General features: G+C 35.4%; 16 protein-coding genes. 10 read left to right on the top strand and 6 right to left on the bottom strand.

The features are described 5' to 3' along the window. Window positions 1-66: 66 nt before the first annotated feature. From WIW72_RS09560 to WIW72_RS09525, 8 genes are all read left to right on the top strand, one after another. The gene (locus WIW72_RS09560) at window positions 67-573 is read left to right on the top strand and encodes an NTPase (RefSeq protein WP_337700894.1); all 507 of its coding nucleotides are present in this window, start codon (window positions 67-69) and stop codon (window positions 571-573) included. 51 nt (window positions 574-624) lie between these two features. Beyond that, window positions 625-2,223: a hypothetical protein gene (locus tag WIW72_RS09555; protein ID WP_337700896.1), complete on the top strand. Its 1,599-nt coding sequence runs from the start codon at window positions 625-627 to the stop codon at window positions 2,221-2,223. 3 nt (window positions 2,224-2,226) lie between these two features. After that, window positions 2,227-3,069 carry an NAD+ synthase gene (locus tag WIW72_RS09550; protein WP_337700960.1) on the top strand — a complete coding sequence of 281 codons (843 nt, stop codon included), beginning with the start codon at window positions 2,227-2,229 and terminating at the stop codon, window positions 3,067-3,069. Next, a complete protein-coding gene (locus tag WIW72_RS09545; RefSeq protein WP_337700898.1) occupies window positions 3,060-3,869 on the top strand; it encodes a nitrilase-related carbon-nitrogen hydrolase in 810 nt (269 codons plus the stop codon). Before WIW72_RS09550 ends, WIW72_RS09545 begins: the two co-directional genes overlap by 10 nt. Before the next feature lie 32 nt (window positions 3,870-3,901). Next, on the top strand, window positions 3,902-4,186 hold the full coding sequence (locus tag WIW72_RS09540; protein WP_337700899.1) for a hypothetical protein: 285 nt from the start codon (window positions 3,902-3,904) through the stop codon (window positions 4,184-4,186). 80 nt (window positions 4,187-4,266) lie between these two features. After that, window positions 4,267-4,515, top strand: coding sequence for an ArsR/SmtB family transcription factor (locus tag WIW72_RS09535; RefSeq protein WP_337700901.1), 249 nt, complete (start codon window positions 4,267-4,269; stop codon window positions 4,513-4,515). 320 nt (window positions 4,516-4,835) lie between these two features. Then, complete coding sequence (locus WIW72_RS09530; protein WP_337700903.1) at window positions 4,836-5,297, top strand: hypothetical protein; 462 nt, start codon at window positions 4,836-4,838, stop codon at window positions 5,295-5,297. Between the two features lie 3 nt (window positions 5,298-5,300). Then, window positions 5,301-5,810: a hypothetical protein gene (locus tag WIW72_RS09525; protein WP_337700905.1), complete on the top strand. Its 510-nt coding sequence runs from the start codon at window positions 5,301-5,303 to the stop codon at window positions 5,808-5,810. Here the strand turns inward: WIW72_RS09525 and WIW72_RS09520 are convergent. The 5 genes from WIW72_RS09520 to WIW72_RS09500 all read right to left on the bottom strand — a co-directional run bounded on the left by WIW72_RS09520 (window position 5,803) and on the right by WIW72_RS09500 (window position 10,212). Further along, window positions 5,803-6,081, bottom strand: coding sequence for a 4a-hydroxytetrahydrobiopterin dehydratase (locus WIW72_RS09520; RefSeq protein ID WP_337700907.1), 279 nt, complete (start codon window positions 6,079-6,081; stop codon window positions 5,803-5,805). The genes WIW72_RS09525 and WIW72_RS09520 overlap by 8 nt on opposite strands. Window positions 6,082-6,156: 75 nt before the next feature. Further along, on the bottom strand, window positions 6,157-6,975 hold the full coding sequence (locus WIW72_RS09515; RefSeq protein ID WP_337700909.1) for a mechanosensitive ion channel family protein: 819 nt from the start codon (window positions 6,973-6,975) through the stop codon (window positions 6,157-6,159). Between the two features lie 54 nt (window positions 6,976-7,029). Further along, on the bottom strand, window positions 7,030-7,359 hold the full coding sequence (locus tag WIW72_RS09510; protein ID WP_337700911.1) for a hypothetical protein: 330 nt from the start codon (window positions 7,357-7,359) through the stop codon (window positions 7,030-7,032). A 26-nt stretch (window positions 7,360-7,385) separates the two neighbouring features. After that, the gene (locus WIW72_RS09505; RefSeq protein ID WP_337700913.1) at window positions 7,386-8,546 is read right to left on the bottom strand and encodes a Cdc6/Cdc18 family protein; all 1,161 of its coding nucleotides are present in this window, start codon (window positions 8,544-8,546) and stop codon (window positions 7,386-7,388) included. A 439-nt stretch (window positions 8,547-8,985) separates the two neighbouring features. Continuing rightward, window positions 8,986-10,212 carry an NADP-dependent isocitrate dehydrogenase gene (locus WIW72_RS09500; protein WP_337700962.1) on the bottom strand — a complete coding sequence of 409 codons (1,227 nt, stop codon included), beginning with the start codon at window positions 10,210-10,212 and terminating at the stop codon, window positions 8,986-8,988. Window positions 10,213-10,293: 81 nt separating this feature from the next. Between WIW72_RS09500 and WIW72_RS09495 the strand changes: the two genes are divergently transcribed. Next, window positions 10,294-13,530, top strand: coding sequence for a protease pro-enzyme activation domain-containing protein (locus WIW72_RS09495; protein WP_337700915.1), 3,237 nt, complete (start codon window positions 10,294-10,296; stop codon window positions 13,528-13,530). A gap of 117 nt (window positions 13,531-13,647) precedes the next feature. After that, entirely contained in the window at window positions 13,648-13,995 is a 348-nt protein-coding gene (locus WIW72_RS09490; RefSeq protein ID WP_337700917.1) for a hypothetical protein, read from the top strand. Between the two features lie 9 nt (window positions 13,996-14,004). Here WIW72_RS09490 and WIW72_RS09485 read toward each other — a convergent pair whose 3' ends face one another. Beyond that, the gene (locus tag WIW72_RS09485; RefSeq protein WP_337700919.1) at window positions 14,005-15,369 is read right to left on the bottom strand and encodes a hypothetical protein; all 1,365 of its coding nucleotides are present in this window, start codon (window positions 15,367-15,369) and stop codon (window positions 14,005-14,007) included. Window positions 15,370-15,392: the final 23 nt, after the last annotated feature.

Below are 15,392 nucleotides of genomic sequence, written 5' to 3'. Positions count from 1 at the left end.
CTCTATTCATCTTTAACCAATACACTTTTCAATCCTTTTTTAACCTCGAATAAAACGATAATTAGCATGAAAAACAAGATATTCATTACTGGAAGACCTGGAGTAGGTAAAACTACTATTTTAATGAAAATCGTGAAAGAACTCCGCTCTAAAAACATTAACGTTACCGGTTTCTATTGTCCTGAAATTAGGAAAGGGACTAATAGAGTAGGGTTTAAAATAGTAAGCGTATCTTCAGGAAAAGAAGCTATGCTTGCATCTACAGAACAGAACGGAAGTGTGAAAATAGGTAAATACAGCGTTGTTCTAAATGAAGAATTCGTAAAATCACTAGAGCTAGAGATATTTAATAACCCGCAATTAATAGCGATTGATGAAATAGGACCTATGGAGCTCTCTGTGCCTAGCTTAAAGGCTCTTATAACGAGAATACTCGACTCTGAAATCCCTCTCTTTGCTGTGGTTCACAGATCGATAAGGCTAGGAGAGGAAATATATGAGATAACGGAGAAAAACAGAGAAAATCTTTTCCACTATTTAAGTAAGAAAGTATTAGAACTGATAAATCATTGATTAATTGAACATAATGAAAAACGATTAAAGCCTTAAGGTTATTGAATTGATGTGGATAATACTCTCCGTCATAGAATAACATACTTAATACTGACCTCCGTGGTCTTATACGTACTCATAGTGATAAATTTCAGAGCTAGCGTACTCTCTGACCCTATTTCAGCCTCAATAATTTCTCTCTCCTTCTTCTTCTTAATAGCTATACTAATTCTAGTAATGAATCCACAACTACTTAATCCTAACAGAAAGATAACGAGTGTAGACGATTACGTAGCATTTATATCTAGTATTACCTTTCTACTGATAAGTATAACCTTAGTTAACTCGTTTGGAACAGACGATATGGAGTATATATATGAAGCATTAAACTCACTATTTCAAGGTAAAGATCCTTACGCAGTAACTTACTACCCTCAAGGGGTGTGTCCTACTTATACCTTAGCGGGGGGTATAGCTAACACTTACATTTATCCGCCTCTCTCTTTTATAATCTACATACCCCTTTATGTATTCCTAAAAGTCTTTGATCTGCCTCCATACTTCCTTAACCTAGAAAACATAGTTTTTGATGTAATATTGGCAATCTTAATTTATATTGAAGGAAGAAAAAAAGAGGATCCTTTCGCTCTATTACCTATAATATTCATCTATATTATGACGGCAGTATCCATACCTCCATTTTACGGTGTTTTTGTCGTAATTCCAACTACCTTTCTAGCCATAGCCTACGTAAGAAAAGATAAACTAGGAGGTACGTCTTTAGGTCTCGCAACTATGCTCACGCAACTTTCATGGCTTGCTCTACCTTTTCTCCTAATATATAAGCTGAAGACTTATGAGAGTAAAAAGAGATTCTTAAGGGAATATCTGTTACCTTTCTCTCTCTCGGTCTCCATACTAACTATACCATTCCTCATTTGGAATTCCACATCATTTATTACGAACGTTATTACCACAGATTCTGCTACAATTCCGGTGGGGCAAATAGGCCTTAGCGTAATATCTTATTCAGGATTCTATCCCTTAGAACCTTGGTTCTTCACCATAAGCCTCGGGACTGTAAGCCTATTTCTCATTTACCTTTACAGCAGGTACTTTGAAGTAATAAGAGAAAGCATATGGGTCTTTCCGATAATAATAAGCTGGTTCTTATGGAGAACATTAACAGAATACTTCATTATGTGGATCCCCTTACTTTTTCTATCCTTGTACAATATCGACTATAATAAGATTCCCACAGTAAAAGTCAATTTCAAGAGACAAATCCTAGTTCCTTTATTCTTACTCGTAACCTTACTAAGTTCTCTAGCTGTTTATGCTCACATAAATTACGTACAATCAAACCCATTAACAATAGAAAGCGTTTATCCTTTAGGAAAACTTCCTTATGACGCATTACTAATTAAAGTATACAATGATAAACCTTATCCCGTGAATATAACTTTAGTTAGAGTCTCAATACCTAATAACTTAAATATGGTCTGGGATTTCTCATCGGGAATAATACCACCCAACTCGACGGGTTTAGTTTTCGCATACGCACCGCAATTTAACGAGAGTATAAACAGTACTGTTTTTACGGTTCAAGTTTACTACAATTATTATTTTGCAACGTATACTCTAAATACTTCAGCTTCTAATATATTTTAAATGATGCCAGATTACGTAAGGAAAAAGTTACTTTTAATTGATTTTGACAAGATAACCGAGTACCTAGTTGAACGAATGAGAGAATATATTAAGGAAAGCGGAAAAGAAGGAGGAATAGTAGGATTAAGCGGAGGGATAGACTCTTCAGTAACGGCTGTACTTCTTTCTAAAGCTACTAAAAACGCTTACTTCTTACTTATGCCTTCTAGCTCTACCCCACATCAAGACTTACAACACGCTTACTCTATCTTAAAACTTGTAAACGCTACTGAGAAAAACTATTCTGTAATTAATATTGACGAAATAACTTCATTATTCAGTAAAGCTGTTGGGACTGATGATAAGCTAGTAGTGGGAAATATAAAGGCTAGAGTTAGAATGATTCTTCTATACGCTTTTGCTCAAAAACACAATTACCTAGTCGTTGGCACCGGAGATAAAAGTGAACTTATGTTAGGATACTTTACTAAATACGGTGACGGAGGAGTTGATATATTGCCAATAGGTGATTTGTATAAAACCCAAGTAAGGGCTCTAGGACTACACTTAGGAATTCCTGAAGAAATAGTAAAGAAACCTCCGTCTCCTGCTCTCTGGGAAGGACAAACTGCAGAAGGAGAAATAGGATTAGATTACGAAACGATAGACTCGATCCTATATCTTAAATTTGAGGAAATGCTTGATGAAGAAACTATAAGTAAGATTACTAATACCAACATCTCAGCGATTAATAAAATAATCAAAATGGTTAAGATTTCTCAACACAAAAGACTTCCTCCTGAGATATTCAGATTGAGCGGAAGGGCTATAAATTCAGATTGGAGATATCCTAGACAATGGGGTTAAGAGTAGAGTTAGCACAAATCAGACCTAAATTGGGCGACGTTACACATAACTTTCAAAAACACATAGAAATAATTAAAACCTCGTCAGCAGACTGTGTAGTATTTCCAGAACTATCGCTTACGGGTTACGTGCTTAGAGACCTTGTATTTGAGGTATATAAGGAAAGCGAAAAAGCAGTAAATAAGCTCTCAGAACATTCTAAATGTGTAATCGCAGGGTTGGTTAAAGAGGTAAGACCTGGTATTTTGAGAAATAGTGCTGCCGTAATAATCGAGGGAAAAATAGATTATATTTACAAGTTCTATTTACCCACCTACGGGCTTTTTGAAGAAAGAAGGTATTTTCAACCAGGCGATCCTAGGACTGATTTAAGGATATATGAATACAAAGGATATAAGTTCGGTGTCACAATATGTGAAGATGCGTGGCACTACGAACCAATAGAGGCACTAGCGCTAATGGGAGCAGACGTAATTATGATTCCAGCTGCCTCACCTATGAGAAGGCTTTCTTCTGCCATAGCAATCAGGGAGCAATGGGAGGCCTTGCTTAAAGCCCATTCTATCATAAATGGTGTATGGAGCGTCTTTGTAAATACTGTCGGTAGCCAAGAAGAAGAGTTCTTCTGGGGAGGTTCAATGGTAGTATCGCCTTTAGGAGAAATTATTAGTACAGCAAAATTATTTGAAGAGGATAGAATAATCACAGAGATTAATTTAAATGAAGTTAGGAAAAATAGATTTTTCAGCAGTTTCAGAGATCATTTACAAGGTTTCCACGAAATTTTACATAAGCTATAAATTTATACTCAACCGATAATTATCAAATAATTATGTTGACACAGAGAATTAACATATTGAGAATCCTGCTTTTAATGATATTACTCATCCTACTTGTACTATCGATCTACAATCCTCTATTCTTAGTACCTGCTATTGGTTTTTCGCTGTTCCACGGTCTAAATAATAAGACTTTTCTTCCTATACCTTTTTCAATATTTCTTCTACTCTTATTAGGACTTAGAGAACCGTACTACTCATTTGCTGTCTTTGCACTCGTATTGTTTCTTCTAGTTGTAATGTTCATGAGTAGAGACAGGTATTTTCCCATTAGATAATGAATTTATTCACTGAAAATGAAATTATTCCTATAAAAAACTGCTTAGATTTAAGCATAATGGAAAGCTAGAATAGTCCTATGAGCATAACAAAAGTAGATGAGCTATTAGCCCTACCAGGTTGGGAGACTAGAAAGAGGATCATAGAAGCATTGAGAGATGGGCCTAAAACCGCGTACGAAATATCTAAAGAGCTTAAAATAAATTATTCAACTGCTAGATATCATTTAGAATTATTGCAGAAATTCGGACTTGTAAATATCAGAAAAGGAAGAAAATACTACTATGAATTAACTAAAAACGCTAATCTACTCTTAGCAGGCGTATGAACTAAAAGTGTTTTAGTCTAAAGCCTCAAATATTTTTATATTCTACAAATCGAGATTTAGTATATATGTTGTGTTCAACGGAGTGTGTGAAAGATATCAGAGGTTTTAATTTTCTCGTTTCTACTTGTGATAAAACATTTTTGACTTCAAAATTAGAAGAATTTAGAAAACTATCAAATGAAGGGAATAAGACCTACATTATCAGACTAGCTGAAAGTAACTACTTCCGATTTGAAGTACTTATGATACCAAATGGCCCTACTCTTTTGTCTATCTCAACTAGTCGGGGAACAAATAACATTACCTTGAGAGATTTTTCTATGCTAGAAGAACTAGGAAAATTAAGCTGTTGTGCTTACAATAATCAAGAACTTAAAAGGCTTTTTGAAAAATTTTTAGGAACTCAAACTACTAACGAATCAGAAGTTGTAGACCTTATGGACAAAAAAGAAGAAGTAGAATTTAATGAAGATTGTCAAGGTATTCAGCAAAACGAACTTAAATTGCCAGAACCAAGTGAGGGGAGATGGACATCAACCGAGCTACTGACCAGTGAAAGGTTAGTACTTAAGGCATTAGCTGGTCAAGCTAAGTTCTTGGCAATCTCTACAGAGAGACCACAGAACTCAATAAAGTTTACCTCATTTGAGAGACTGAGAAGCTTGTGTTGTTTCATAAACTTAGTTTTTGCTAAAGTTAATAACTGTCAAGAATTGAAAGAAGCTATAGAGTCATTATTACAGCATGAAAGTGGCAGAAAAAGAAGATCGGCTAAAAAGTAAAATATGAGCTCCGATAATGTAATTCCTATATATGCATCAGGTTTTTTCAACTTTAGCAGAGACGGTAAAGTAACTCAGTTTACGACTTTTTATTATATAGATAAGTTTGGTTATTACGTCTCCCTAAACAAAAATGAGGTTAAGAGAGAAATTATCACCATAAAGAGAAATCTACAACAACTAATTGATGAAGAGAAAATAATAATAAATGGGGAAAGAGTTAAAGCTTACGTGAAATGGGTGAAAATTAAGTTATTAGATAAACACCACCCTATCATTGAGTTCCTACTATATTTCTCGGGCACGTTAAGAAAAGGTTTAAATGAGTATTATAACATTTATAGTGAAGAAATAGCTGAATACCCTTACGAAGCTGTCTGGCACCTACCTGGCAAAATAATAAAGATTTATATGGCTGGGGATATACGAATTGAAGAAAATATCTTAAGGGTAAGGGTAAAAAAAGGTACTAGAGTTGGTGGAAAAGAAGGAATAATCTTCAAACTTATTTGATTTCATCTATCTTTTTCGCTAACTCCACATCAAGATCCGTTATACCATCTACGTCATGGGTAGTAAGTTGGATAATAACTTTGTTATAGTATATGCATATATCTGGATGATGATTCATAGCATCAGCTACGAGTTGGATCTTATTTACAAATTGGACTGATTCTCTAAAATCCTTAAACAAGAAGACTTTTTCTAGCTTATTATCCTTTAATTTCCAACCTTTAGAATTATCTAAAAAAATCCTTATTTCATCTTGAGTAAGTTTTTTCATGAGATATATTGTTCCAAGGAAGTATAAAAATCAGCACTTAAAGGAGTCTTCACTTATCCGTCTGGGGAGTTCTCATCATTTTATCTCTGCTACCATCTTTTTGACGAACATGTATATTAACGGCACTAATAATATTCCAAACGCTATTGCTAATCCCCAAGATAAAGTCTGTAAAATCGACGTTACATTACCGAATGGCTGAACAATTATTGCTACTGCTATCAATATGAAAATTGTGTAAAGTAGGAATCTTCCGTAAGTAGCTATATAATTTGCATTAGGATCAGTCTTAACAATAGTATCTAAGGCCTTGTCGGTAATGGCAAAGCTAAAGAGTAATACGATAGAACCGATCAAGATGTCATAGAACAGGTATGAACTCACTAACGGTACCCATTCAAAAATTGCTAACTCAGCAGCTATAGTAATTATTACTGCGTACAGACCGAATCTTAACACACTTAAAATAACGGCTATAAACTGGTCTTGTACGGGCATTTGTCTCGCCATGTAATCTAATAGTACATTTACTAAACTCATTCCAAGTGTTAGTAATAGTATTGCTCCAGCCAAGTAAGGTAAGTATCTAGCTATTAGTGCAATATAGACCGTAGCTGCTCCGAGATTAAGTATAGATAAGGCAATAGCCAAGCTAAGTAATATAATTAATGCCTTTACTGTTCCTGCAACTAATGAAGCACTTAAGTTCACGGAAGAGTGAGCGAATACAGCCCTTAGCACCCTACCTACTATGTCGCTGACTATCACAGCAACCATATACCCAATTAAAACTATGATTACGAAGAGTATTATTGATGGTATTGCATCTATTATTTCTGTTGCTAAATTAGTTAATGCTTGAGATATACTACTTACTTGATATAGGAATAACATCAGGTAAACTATAACTTTATATTTAGTATAAAAGACTTGCTGATATAACCATATTTAATTCATCTTTTCTTCTTCAATTATCTTCACTATTTTTTCAAGGACTCTTCCTAACTTTTCATTTTCTCTTTTCAATTTATCTAGCTTTATTTTAATTTCACTAGCTATCTTAAATTTCTCTAGTAAGTCATCTACCTCTTTTCCCACATACTTACTTTTCAGCTTACCGTCTTCCCAATACCGTAAATAATAATACTTCTTGCCTTTAATCACCTTTCCCTCAAGATGTCCAGTAGGCAAGGACTTGAGTTGCTCGGTAAGTGCCATTATCTCGTTTTCTAGTTCGTTCTTTCTCTCTTCAATTCGTTTTACTTTCTCCCAGATCATCTTTTTCTCCCTCAAGCTAAGAAATTTTACAAACCGTCATCTAATTCCATTTGCATAGTCTCTTCAAGTGCTTTCATAATCTTCTCTTTATCTGCCACCTCTATAATCTTCCTAATTCCACCGGCTCTTCCTCTATTAACTATCTTAACTTTTATAATACCAAACATATCCAGCTCGGAGATTATATCTGAAAATCTCCTATACGAAAGAGGTTTCTGCTTGTATTCTAAAGCTAGGTCGGAATACACTTTGTGGGCAGTAACCACATCTTCAGCCCTTATTGAAGCCATCAATGCCAACTTGTAGTGAAAAGGAAGAGCCTTAATAGCTTCGATGAGTCTCTCCTGCTCGTACTCGGTTATCGCTCTATCTACGTGGTCTTTCCTAATAATTCCCTCGCCAGAGGCTAATTGAGCAGCTCTAAATAACAAGTTAACAGCTTTTCTCGCATCACCGTGTTCCCTTGCTGATATTGCTGCTATATATGACAATATTTCGTCGTTATAAGAACCTTTGAATAGGCCGTATTCAGCATATATTGAAAGTATGTGTTTTAACTGCTCGGCGTCGTAAGGCTTAAAGAAAACAGTCGGTCCCAGGGAAGATAAAACTCTGGGTTCCATGTAATCTCTGATGTTAATGTCGTTACTGATCATTATAACGGAAATATTACTTTCAACGCGTAATAATTGATAGAGGACTATGTCACCTCCTCTTCTTTTCACCAAAGTATCGACCTCGTCTAAATAGACTAACGCCTTACGGTTCAGCAGTTCTTCTTTAATCCTCTCAATATATTCGCCCAGATTAATCCCGTGCTTAGGAACATCTATACCAGTTAGTTTTTCAGTAAGCGCTGAGAGAACGGCTTGAGGAGTACCACCTACTTCTCTGCAGTTAACATAAGCCTGAATTACTCCCTCATAATCACTATCTTCCTTTTTAACCTCTTCAATTTCGTTGAACATATACATTGCGACAAATGTTTTACCTGTACCAGTGAGACCTAGAAATAATGTTGAAAATTTCACCGAATTCTTTACAAAATATCGTACCGCGATCGCCAATTCTTTCAGTATGTCCTCCCTAAAGGGGATGTCCTTAAATACTGACAGTGGGTCAATAAAGACTTTAGGGTTCTTTATCACCTCGCCTTTACCGCCTTTTAATGTCTCTCTAATCGCCACGTATTATTTCAAATGTTTCATTTGTTATTTTGGTTATCAGATATTTCAATTGGTGTTACCTAATCATAATGAATGGGAAAAATACCATCTGTTTTACCCCCCAGTTTTACAGTAAATTTCAGTCGTTTCCAGGTATTACGCTTTCCCTAATTATCAAATTTCATAATTTTTTACAATTCAAAAAAGATCTTTTTTAACCGTAATACAAGTAAGTACGGTATTTCAAAACCGAAAAAGAGAGAGAGCGAATTTCCTACGTTTCATGCTAAGATTAGTTTAAGTTATGAATAAACTTGTTTGTATAATAAAGGTGACGAGTAAATTATCCTAATGTGTAACTAAAAGAGGTGTTACAATTTTTTACAAAAGAAAACCTGGCAGTGTCTCTTTAGGTTAGGGTATACAAGGAGAAGAAACAAAGGAAAAATACTGTAACTTATTACAATTGATTTATAATCTCGGTTAGAGCATTTGCAAATTCTTTAGTACCTAGCGGTTTTACATCCATAAACCTTGCTAAATCTTGAGTCACTTGTTTCCTCTTTATTGCCTCATTTATGCTTATCTCGATCAAATCAGCAGCTTTATCCCAACCCATAAACCTCAACATTAGCTCTCCTCCCTTAATTATTCCGGTAGGGTTAGCTACGTTTTTACCTGCATATTTCGGTGCGGTGCCATGTATTGCCTCGAACATTCCTCCGTCATCGCCGATATTAGCTCCTCCCAACATTCCAATGTTACCTATCAAAGCTCCAGCAGCGTCTGAAATATAATCTCCATTCACGTTAGGAGCTAGGATTATGTCGTATTCATCTGGCCTTGTTATAATCTGTTGGAACATGTTGTCTGCAATTCTATCATTTATCACAACTTTTCCATCGGATTTTACTCCCCGGTTAATTTCCTCTTCAGTGACAATATAGTCTCTGTACTCCTTTAGTGCAACTTCATATGCCCATTCTCTAAAGGCTCCTTCTGTATATTTCATTACATTCCCCTTATGCATTATCGTGATCTTTTTCCTCCCGTTGGTTATTGCATAGTTAATGGCAAGCCTGGTTATCCTCTGTGTCTTGAACTTACTTATTACCTTAACACCGATACCTGTGTCATCTTCAATCTCGACCTTAAACTGCTCTTTCAGGAAGTTTCTTATTTTCTTTGCCTCCTCACTGTTGTATGGGTATTCGATACCTCTGTATAAGTCGTCGGTATTTTCTCTGAATATTATCATATCTACTTTCTCAGGGTTTTTCAAAGGGCTTTCTAACCCCGGTATGTACTTAACTGGGCGTATATTTGCATACAGATCTAGCATTAAACGAATTGCAACGTTTACAGATTTCCAACCTTTACCTATTGGAGTCTCCAAGGGTCCTTTTAACACTACTCTATATTTTAGTAACATATCTTGGGTTTCTTGAGGAAATCTATTACCAGTTAATTTCTCTGCTTTTTCACCAGCGTACACTTCCATCCATTTTATCTCCTTTTTGCTTCCGTAGGCTTTTTCAACAGCAGCGTTAATTACCTTAATAGCGGCTTGCGTTATTTCTGGTCCTATTCCATCTCCTTCTATGTATAGTATAATAGGTTTATCAGGCACTATCCATTTACCTTTATTAAATGTGATCTTTTCTCCGTCTTCAGGCTCTTTATACAACATTTCATTCAGTAGATTTACAGCGAAGTTATTAGGCTTTACGAAAAAAGTTTTAAGGATTTAGTAAAATTGCATAATACCATGTGGTCGTCATTAGCAATCCTCTTACTTGTATTAAGTGGTATTAGTATCATTACCCTTCCTTTCTTTACCCCCTCCGTTAACTCTACATTACCTCAAGGAAATGTTTACGTCAGTATAGTTATTCCGCCTAAAAACCTTGAGATGTTACAACTCTATATTCAACAGCATATGATTTTAAACAAGAGCCAAGTAAAGAAATTGTTTATCCCTTCTCAGCAGATCAATCAACTAGTCCAAGAACTTGAATCTAAGGGCATTAAACCTACTGTGAATTGGAACGTTATCTCTTTCTCAGCTCCTGCTAAAGAGGTTGAAGAGATGTTTAAAGGTCAATTCATTACCTACACTTTCGAAGGTAAGAAAGTGTATACTTTTATCTCCGCGGATAAGTCGATACCAGGTATCATTATTGCTACTAACTTAACTGAGGCTCTTTTCAGTAAGCCTAATACCTTGTATAATATAACTCAAGCTGTAGCATATTCTACGGTAACTCCTCAGCAGATACAGCAAGCTTACAATATTACTTATTTGTTAAAACATGGTATCAACGGTAGTGGGACTAATATTGGTATCTTAGACTTTGAAGGGGATCCTTATATTTATCAACAATTAACAGCGTTTGATCAAGAGTATAATATATCACCTCCTCCCTTATTCAAAGTAGTTCCCATAGGTCCTTACAATCCAAATGATGGTATACAAAGCGGTTGGGCGCTAGAGATCTCTCTAGACGTAGAGTATGCACATGTGGCGGCACCGGGTGCAGGTATAATCCTTTATGTAGCAAACCCGTCTATATCCTTACCTCAGGCAATAGCTTTTATAGACCAACAAGACGAAGTAAATGTAGTCTCACAGAGCTTCGGTATTCCAGAAATTTACTTCCTATTGGGTCTTCTTCCTTTATCGTATTTGCAATCGATGGTATATGAATATTGGCTGGGAGAAGTCGAAGGTATAACTTTTCTAGGCGCTAGTGGTGATGCAGGTGGAAACGGTTACAATTTTTACTTAAGTCCATTAGGATCCCAAATAGTTCCGGCTGCAATTCCTTACGTTTTAGCTGTAGGAGGTAGTAGTCTTTATGTATCTGGTAACGAAAGTATGCAAACTGCGTGGAGCGGAGAAAGTGTTCTCGGAAGTACAACTGGAGGATTTAGCAATATATTCCCTGCTCCTCCCTACCAAATGTTAAAGGGTTTCAGAGAGGTACCAGATGTAGTGGCTCTAGCTAATCCTTATACTGGAGTAAACGTGACTTATTATCACGGAGAAAGTATATTAGTAGGAGGTACTTCATTAGCTACACCTACAGTTGCAGGAATAATAGCTCTTGCTTCAGAAGTTCACGGTAAACTCGGTTTTATAAATCCATTGATATATGCACTAAACGAAACCCCGGCTCTTCATCATGTGACTTTTGGGTATAACTCTCCTTACGTGGCAAATTCATCTTATAACCCGGTCACTGGGTTAGGATATATTAACGCGGGATATTTTGTAAAGCTATTAAAAGTACCAAACTCATCACTTTCTCTGGCAGTTCAGAACACCACATATTTACCTGGACAAACAGTGAAAGTGATAGGAAAATTAAGCGGAGTTTCTCCACTACCTTCTACTCTTACGGCTGAGATTTTTAACGGAACTACTGTAATAGATACTGTTCATTTAGTATATAATGGAACTTATTACGTAGGTTCGTTCTCAGCTCCTCAGTCTGGAGTTTACGAAGTAATAGCGAGTTATAAGGATTTAACCGGATTTACATACTTCATTGACGGATATCAAGCAGTTTTCATATTCCCACCGTTGGCAGTGTATCCTATACCTATGGCAATACCCGTGTTGGTCATGATCGATTATCCTAACGGTACGTTAGTTTCTGGTTTTAATAATACCCAATTGAATGTATATTCTGAGAATCAGATTAACGGTAAGTTAACGATGATAGGTTCAACGTCTCTGACAAATGTTCCTATTATAAACATCTCAGCTCTTGGTATAACTATCAAATACAAAACTGGAATACTAGAGGGTTATATAAATTATACTAACGTCAGTAAGTTGGGAGGAGTTCTCGTATTAAAGGTTGTAAACACTATTGGATTGGATGAAATAGTCCTAGGCTCTTATGTAGTCCCTATCATAATACCCAATTCCTTCGAAGAACCGACAGCGATTTACCCTGGGGAGAATATAACTGTAGAAGTTGCAGTGGAGAGCTTAGGAATGCCAAACGTTACTGTATCTTTCATCAAGGACGGAAAAGTGTATTGGAATTTCACCGTGAACTCAATAACCTTCGGAAATAACGCATTTTATATAAATCAAGTTACAGTACCTATGAACCTTTCCCCAGGTTATTATGAAGTTAAGGCATATGCTGTTTATAGTAACGATACTTACACTACTTTCGGTGAAGGATATACACAAGTTTACGTGTCTCCAAGTTACTTAGAGTACAAAGCATCAGTTAATTCAGTAGCCTTCGAAAACCAAACAGTTACAATTAAAGCTACTATCTTATATCCCAACGGGACACCGGTGAAGTTCGGAACGTTTACTGCAATCTTTATTCCTAGATATTTAGTCTCCCAATTCAACAATTTGGAGATATCCAATGCTGTCCAGTTAACTTATACCGACGGAAAATGGATAGGTAATTTCACAATTCCATCTGGAAATAATCCTAATAGTGGAATGTCTACAGATAGTGTCGCAGGTGAGTGGGATGTATATGTTGTTGGCTCTTCTTTTAACGGGTATTCTATACCTTTCAACTCAACGTTAAGCTATCAGAGTCTTACTATAAGTCCCCTTTATGAAGGACTAACGTTTGTAGTTTTCCCTTATACTTTTGTAAAGAACTTTAGTGGAAATATAGGCTACGGTCTGTATATACAAAATGCAGTATTTAAGGACGAAAATGTAACGTTAATAGATTCTATAGTAGAAAACCTCACCGCAATTAACTCTACAATTATACTCATAAACACTCATGTTTACAGCGCTAAGTTGATAAACTCTAAAATAGTAGGCAATCTAACAGCTCTAAATATTAGTAATACTATACCTTCAAATAAAGTATCTAGTATTAATAATGTTAATAGTATTAATAGTTCCTCTTCTACAGCTAATCACTCTGAGTTCTTCACTGTTGAAGAGGTTTTGGCAATTCTTGTATCTTTCATTCCTCTCATATATTTCAGCCTAAGGAAAAATAAGTAATCTTTTTTACTATTCCCCTTTTCTTCTGTCTTCTAAAGCCCTCTTAATTTGGCTGGTTAGACGTTATTAAACGAATAGGGAAACTGTTTTTAACCCTAATCTAATGATAACATTATTGTGGAGAATAACAGAAGTAAACAACAAAAGAAGAGAAAAAAGAGCAAAGAAAGCATATTAGCTTTTAAAAAAGAGCTTCGAGCTATGATGCTTGAACCTATCTACGGGGAGAATATAAAAGATATTATTACCAGATTGACGTCTAAGTTAGAGGAGATCGCAGAGTCTTACGGTTATGAAATAGAGTTCCCGGAGAGAGCGAAAAAAGACATTGAAGGGGATATCTATTATTTCGTTTATTCAATAAAGGTTAAGACTAAACATGGCTCTAAGAAAATAAACTTAGAAGTTCAGTACATGATTTACGATGAAGGAAAGTGGATGGGAGTAATAACTGAAGTGAAATGAATAATTTCTTTATAGAAACACATAATATTCTTCTATTCTCTTTCTTACGTTCCAACCTTCATCATAAAGCTCTTCAAATCCTTTGTCTACTTGTGCTTTCAACTGCCTTAAGTTATCGGAAACGTTGTGTCCGTATTTAGAAATCAGAACGGATATAAAATCATTGAAGTTAAGGAGGTCTTCAGATATCTCATTCGGCTCTTTTTTAAAGAATCCGAAGAAGCTCTTCCTATATTTATACATTTGAATACCTATTGCTAAAACCCTATCTGCGTAGTCTTTCACCAGAAGGAAGGGCACTATAACATCTACTTTTTCGTCCATATATGGTGCTCTCTTATATGCAAGTTTAAGTTTGTTTAATTCCTCCTCACACGTCCTCTTTATAGTATTCAATTGATTAACAACACTTTGAAGTAGTTCATCTAGTTCCTTTATCTTAATATTAATTCCTTCTAATTCTTTCTGTTTTTGCTGATTAAGTAGACGTATTTCGTTTACCAATGTTCTTATCTCATTTTTATACTTATTTTTTATAGAAGTTAAAGTTGAATTTACTTCACTTATGTATTTTGATTTCATAGTATTTAACGCGTCTATATCTTTTTCTGTGACTAAGCCGGCTTCCTTATCTATCTCTCCCTTACCTATCAAGACTTCTATGTTTGCAAGTTTTTCATATAGTTTTTTAGCCTCTGATGAAAGCTCATTTTCTAAGTTTTTCTTAGTTTCGTTTACTTTTTGTTTTAACTCTTCATTTTTAGCGGAAAGTAACTGGTCATACTTATCCTCAATCTGTTTTCTTTCTTCAGCTCTCTTGCCTTTTAATATAGTTACTATTGTAGTCACTTTGCTGACAACACTTTCAATTGTTGTAATATTATCTGTAATTATCTTCTCTCTAACGTTTAAGTCTTGAATTAACGTATCTAAGTCGAACTGAGAAGCCTCTTTGGGAATAACTGTTAAAGGTAACTGGGGGCTACCGGTGGAGAGAATTGGTGTTAAATCTGAATATACTAGTCCTCTAAAGGTTACCTCTTCATAACCTTTAGTTGCATGCCATTTAAATGATTTAAGCAAAGCAAGTAATTCTGATTCGTTCTTGTTTCCTTGAATAGTATTTAGTATTCTGTCATAATTTTGAAGAATAGTAAATTGTAACTTTGTCATTAAGCTCATAGTCTGGTCGAAAATTAGATATCCTCCGCTTTTTTCATTCTTAACAAGAGTTAAGGGCCATCCTATAAGTTCTCCCGCTTTTATCTTGATCTCTCTTCCGGTTAACCTAACTAGTGCTACAGCTATTTGCTTTTCAACACTTAATGGCTGTTTATTTGAATCGACAACAAGCGGTAGGTGTATTGAATCCACATGAATACTTAATCAATTAGTAT

This window comes from Stygiolobus sp. CP859M, from assembly GCF_037389975.1.
Taxonomy (GTDB): domain Archaea; phylum Thermoproteota; class Thermoprotei_A; order Sulfolobales; family Sulfolobaceae; genus Stygiolobus.
The sequence above is the reverse complement of the archived record's forward strand: the minus strand, read 5'-3'. Positions and strand labels throughout refer to the sequence as shown.

Excerpts from the sequence above, each read along its gene's own strand:
- WIW72_RS09535 (WP_337700901.1), top strand. The coding sequence starts at position 4,267 with ATGAGCATAACAAAAGTAGATGAGCTATTAGCCCTACCAGGTTGGGAG.
- WIW72_RS09530 (WP_337700903.1), top strand. The coding sequence starts at position 4,836 with ATGCTAGAAGAACTAGGAAAATTAAGCTGTTGTGCTTACAATAATCAA.
- WIW72_RS09510 (WP_337700911.1), bottom strand. The coding sequence starts at position 7,359 with ATGATCTGGGAGAAAGTAAAACGAATTGAAGAGAGAAAGAACGAACTA.
- WIW72_RS09545 (WP_337700898.1), top strand. The coding sequence starts at position 3,060 with ATGGGGTTAAGAGTAGAGTTAGCACAAATCAGACCTAAATTGGGCGAC.
- WIW72_RS09520 (WP_337700907.1), bottom strand. The coding sequence starts at position 6,081 with ATGAAAAAACTTACTCAAGATGAAATAAGGATTTTTTTAGATAATTCT.
- WIW72_RS09525 (WP_337700905.1), top strand. The coding sequence starts at position 5,301 with ATGAGCTCCGATAATGTAATTCCTATATATGCATCAGGTTTTTTCAAC.
- WIW72_RS09560 (WP_337700894.1), top strand. The coding sequence starts at position 67 with ATGAAAAACAAGATATTCATTACTGGAAGACCTGGAGTAGGTAAAACT.
- WIW72_RS09495 (WP_337700915.1), top strand. The coding sequence starts at position 10,294 with ATGTGGTCGTCATTAGCAATCCTCTTACTTGTATTAAGTGGTATTAGT.
- WIW72_RS09550 (WP_337700960.1), top strand. The coding sequence starts at position 2,227 with ATGCCAGATTACGTAAGGAAAAAGTTACTTTTAATTGATTTTGACAAG.
- WIW72_RS09540 (WP_337700899.1), top strand. The coding sequence starts at position 3,902 with ATGTTGACACAGAGAATTAACATATTGAGAATCCTGCTTTTAATGATA.
- WIW72_RS09515 (WP_337700909.1), bottom strand. The coding sequence starts at position 6,975 with ATGTTATTCCTATATCAAGTAAGTAGTATATCTCAAGCATTAACTAAT.